Here is a 3,145-nt window from a genome sequence, read left to right as displayed (position 1 = left end):
GCAAACGGCTGGTTAAGCCCAGAAGCCTTTGAACAGAAATATTTTAAGAATTTAGAGGGATTTGTTGTCCACGATACTGTCTAGGATCACATTCCATAAAATTAGCCATGGAACTCTATTTGATTGAAAATCTAAAACGACTGGTGCAAGAAGACAAACCAAAAGGATGTATGTTGGTCGTGTCGACAATGAACTGTTCGATTCAAAATCAACAAATACAACAATCAATTTCGGAAAAAAGACAGCTATCTAAATCGAATTTAATTGAAAAATTATTAGCTGCCCAAGCCTCAGGTGAAATTAGTGCACAAACTAATATTCAGGCAATGACAGATTATTATATGACGATTTTACAAGGGCTAAGCTTGCAAGCACGTGATGGAGCAACTTTTGAACAATTGGAAAGTGTTGTACACATGGCGATGCAAACTTGGGATTGTTTTTAAGTCAGAACTTCTCATTGACGAAAAGTTCTGACTTGAATTTTATGACTTGATAAATTTTCGACTGACTAGGAATTGTTCAGTCGCTTCCAAAAGTTTTTCAGCGTAAATTTCTTGCTTTGCCGTCAACCAACCTAAGGCGAACCAGTCACTGGCTTCTAATTCTGTTTGCTGTAAGTAGGATGATGAGGAAGACAATACTTGATATTGTTCAGCTGCATAATGTGCATCATTAAGCGCCTTGCCGTATTTTTGTAAATTCTTCACATCAAAAATTTGTGTTAAGACTGGGAAACTGAATTTTAATTCACTTAAATGTATTGCCAATTGGTCAAGACTTTCAAAGTTAGAAGGATCAGCTTCATTCAGACATTCCTGTAAAACTTTATACTGCTGTTGAAGCGTATTTTGAGCATAGGTTTTGAGGTCTTGGGTTTGCACCTTCTTGGAATTGCCTAAACTAAAAATCAAAAGTTCAAGATAGTGTTGAACGTTTTGGGTAGATTTGACTAAGTTGTTTAATTTTTCTCGGGCGTAGAGCACATCTTTACTTAGCATTTCAGCAGTTTTAGGGTTTTGCAGAATAGCGCCTAAGGTGTGTTGCATATGCTCATAATGTTTTAGGTTTTCAAAATGACTTTTAAATGCAGATAACTGATGTGCCCATTTATCTGTGCTCTTTGATGTCCAGTCTTTAAAAATAGATAGACTTAAAAACAAATAGTTCAAAGCAATATGTGCTTGTTCGATGTGTTCCTGTTCAGCCACTTCCGCAGAAATCGCAGCAATATTCGGCAGCAAATGTTGCATATGATGACCGATCATCATTCGAATAGTTTTTTCTGCGCTTTCTTTTTTTGCAACGATCCATTCTTTTTCAGTTCGCGCTGGGCTTACAACTAAATTTGAAACCAATAAATTTCCAAACTCAGCTTTACTTCGAACATCTAGCCAAAGTTGATATTTTTTGACCCACTCAAAACTAAACGCTAGTAATGTTTCAACTTTTCCTTGTTTGAATTCAAACTCTACTTCATGAATCTCATGTTCTCGATCACCTGATCGTACAACGCCAATATCTAGACACACTTCAATTTCAGTATCTTCAAAGCTAATCACTCGGACTGTACGTTGAATGTCTGTTTCAAACTGCAAGACTAATTGGTCAAAATCACCTTTTAATGCGTCATTCAAGACCTTATAAGCTTCGGAATCATCTGAATAAATAGATAGATCCAAATTCGGTGCAGCCTCAAGATTACCTAAATCATGATTATGTTCGAAACGGTGTAAATGACTATTACTTTTCGTCGCTTTTAAGGTTTGAACCCAATTGGTATTTTCAAGACGTTGTCGAATGGCTATCCCATGCTGAGAGAGTAGGCGATCAGGAGTGTCATAGTATTTTGCTTGCATTTGAATGAGTTCAGACTTTTTTGGATCGATTGCTTTTAAAATCGCATTCCGTCGAGCTTCTGGGATCTGAAACTTTAATTCAATTTCAAGCATCTGATTTTCCTAATTGATCAATCATTTTCATAGAAGTAAGACATTTCATTGCCTTTTAATTTAAAGGGGATTGTAACTGATTCAGTTAGAACCACAATCTTGACAATTCACTTACATTTAATTGAATGAATGATTAATCACAATATTTGTAAGATAAGCTTTTCAAGTGCGATTTTTTGAATTATGGTGGTCAAAAAAAGGACAGGAACAAAACAATGAATGCTTATGTAGAGCCATCTTCATCGCAAGAAGAATCCAAATTTCAATTACCCATCAAAAATTACTCAGAATTTTATCGTTTTTATTTGACTGAACACCGCAGCATTATGAGTCGTCGTTTACATGCAGCAGGTAGCTCAATCGGTATTTATTTTTTTACTCAAGCGATTCGTCAGCGTAAAGCTAAATATTTAGTCTACGGATTAGTTTCAGGTTATGCATGCGCGTGGGTGGGGCACTTTGTTTTTGAAAAAAATAAGCCTGCAAGCTTTAAACAACCGTTGTATAGCTTTATTTCAGACTGGAGAATGTTGTCAGATATTCTACGAGGTAATTTGAGCCTTAGAGACCGTAAATTTGATAAAATTGATAGCTAAATTTATATATTTTTTTTAAAAGCTCAGAATATTCTGGGCTTTTTTGTCATGAAAAGTTTTAAGAAAGCTACAGAAAATTTTGTAACAATGATTAAATTATCTGTAGGGAAGGCTAAAATCCAATAAATAAATCCAAATTATAAATATTGGGATTAAATAAAAAAATTAACGTATTCAGTTAGATGAGTTAACGGTATTATTCTGACTATCTGCATAATGTTAAATTTAGAAAAACTGCTAAAAATAGACTATTACCTTGGTGCTATCAAATAAGCTGTTATGTTTCTTAAGAAAAATCCTATAAATCACAATTATTTCTGATTTTTAATTTTTTAAATCTGGTCGAATTTTATAAATATTATTTTGGAGTTCAAAAATATGACTTAGTGCTTTTCCTATCAGTAATATATTTTCTCTATTTTCTAGTGATGGATCTGATTGAATATTACTAGGAATACTGTCTAATAATATAGCGGCTTGATGCAAATCATCATTTATTTTTTTTTAATGGCTTTGTTGCACAAAGATTTGAAATGCAAAGCGCCCCTAATTGAGCCAAATTTAAGGCGTAACTTGGGTAAGTGGTCGACCTAATTC

Annotated in this window: 3 protein-coding genes; 2 read left to right on the top strand and 1 reads right to left on the bottom strand. The window is 34.1% G+C overall.

Annotation, left to right across the window (positions count from 1 at the left end):
• Window positions 1–119: 119 nt before the first annotated feature.
• Entirely contained in the window at window positions 120–446 is a 327-nt protein-coding gene (locus AC1M9D_RS13865; protein ID WP_481612423.1) for a hypothetical protein, read from the top strand.
• Window positions 447–485: 39 nt separating this feature from the next.
• On the opposite strand, the gene AC1M9D_RS13860 is transcribed toward AC1M9D_RS13865, so the two are convergent.
• Window positions 486–1,952 carry a CYTH domain-containing protein gene (locus AC1M9D_RS13860; protein ID WP_481612422.1) on the bottom strand — a complete coding sequence of 489 codons (1,467 nt, stop codon included), beginning with the start codon at window positions 1,950–1,952 and terminating at the stop codon, window positions 486–488.
• A 215-nt stretch (window positions 1,953–2,167) separates the two neighbouring features.
• Between AC1M9D_RS13860 and AC1M9D_RS13855 the strand changes: the two genes are divergently transcribed.
• Window positions 2,168–2,548, top strand: coding sequence for an Mpo1-like protein (locus AC1M9D_RS13855; protein WP_481612421.1), 381 nt, complete (start codon window positions 2,168–2,170; stop codon window positions 2,546–2,548).
• Window positions 2,549–3,145: the final 597 nt, after the last annotated feature.

This window comes from Acinetobacter sp. ANC_7682 (assembly GCF_056779795.1).
This window is presented reverse-complemented; position numbering and strand designations above follow the sequence as displayed.